Annotated in this window: 1 protein-coding gene; it reads right to left on the reverse strand. The window is 72.4% G+C overall.

The window, feature by feature from the left end; translation table 11 throughout:
* A partial coding sequence (locus tag D471_RS0123000; RefSeq protein ID WP_026127992.1) for a DUF418 domain-containing protein occupies positions 1–1115 on the reverse strand: 1115 nt, incomplete at its 3' end.
* Positions 1116–1435 lie beyond the last annotated feature (320 nt).

A 1435-nucleotide genomic window follows, 5' to 3' on the forward strand; every position in this document is an offset into this window, starting at 1 on the left:
AGGTGGGTGAGGGAGCGCCACACCCACTCCAGCGGGCCGAGGCGGAAGCGCCCCATCCAGAAGTGGGCGCCGACCGCCGTCAGGACGAAGTAGACGACGGCGACGGCGTACTGGCCGAGAAGGGTGACCTCGCCCTCGAAGGGGGACATGGCCAGCAGGAACACGGCGGTGCTGCCCAGGTACACGGTCAGCGTCATCCGGCCGAGCGGGGCGAGGGCGCCCAGAACCCGCGAGACGGCACGCCCTCGGTTGACCAGCCACCAGACCAGCCCCAGGTAGAACAGGGCGCCGCCGATCCCCGAGAGGGAACCGCCCAGGGAGACGAGCGCGTCCGAACCCGGGTGCGTGACCGGCAGGCCGTCGGCCCCGAGGTGGACGGGGACGCCGTCGGCGTCCACCTCCATCGGGAACAGCAGGTCGGAGGCGAACATGACGGTCAGACCGGCCACCTGGCCCGCGAGCCCCGTCCAGATCATCCGGACCGGCAGCCGCGAGGGCTCCCCCGGGTGCTCCGGGTCGAGTTCGGGGCGGCGGGCCAGCCACACGCCGACGCAGAAGAACGCGAGGGTCTGCGGGACGAGGGAGACCAGGATCCACGCGCCACCCGTCGGCATCAGGAGTTCGACGACCGGCGCGAGGGCGAAGAGCAGGACGGCCGCGGCCAGAGGACGCCGCCGCGTTCCGGACAGCAGAACCGGCATCATCGGAGCCAGGACGACCGCGGTGATCGCGTAGTGGGTGAGGATGTCACCGTCGAACACGAGCAGGTGCGGGACCCCGAAGAGCAGTCCGAGCACGGCGTACCGGCGAACCATCACCACCATGGGGCGCTGTCCGCGCCGGGCCGCGCCGCGCCACGCGAGCACGGTTCCCACCCCGAGCAGCACCATGAGCATGGCTCTGGCCTTGCCTGACATGAGCAGCGTGGCGCCGGTGTCGACGGCGGAGGTGAGCGTGCTCGGGGCGAGTCCCCCGGCACGCTCGGCGGCGAACACGATGACCGTCACGTTCATCATGACCACGCCGATCATCGCGAGCGCCCGCGCGACGTCGAGGAAGGCCACCCGGGGAGCGGGCGGCGCCTGGGGTACGGGTCGGGCATGGACTTCGGTCACGGGTTCCCCTCCTTGGTAGGCACCCGTCAACCCTCGCCCGCGCACCCTCCGCCGCGCATCGACCGATCCGCCGACCCCCGCGGCGCGCCGTCTCATCCTTTCGGCCGAGGCCGCGCACGGCGTTCCTGCCTAGCCTGATCACCATGGCGCTGAACAGGGCGTTCGCCCGCATCACCGAACACCTCTCGCACGTCGACGGCGGGCTGCCCCGGCTCGTCGCGTGGAGCGCGGCGGCCCTGCTGCTCCTGGTCTGGCCCCTCGACCTCGCCAACACGGTGCGGTCCCTCCACCCCGTCGGCGACTGGCTCCGCCCCCCCGGC

The organism is Nocardiopsis lucentensis DSM 44048, from assembly GCF_000341125.1.
GTDB classification, from domain to species: domain Bacteria; phylum Actinomycetota; class Actinomycetes; order Streptosporangiales; family Streptosporangiaceae; genus Nocardiopsis; species Nocardiopsis lucentensis.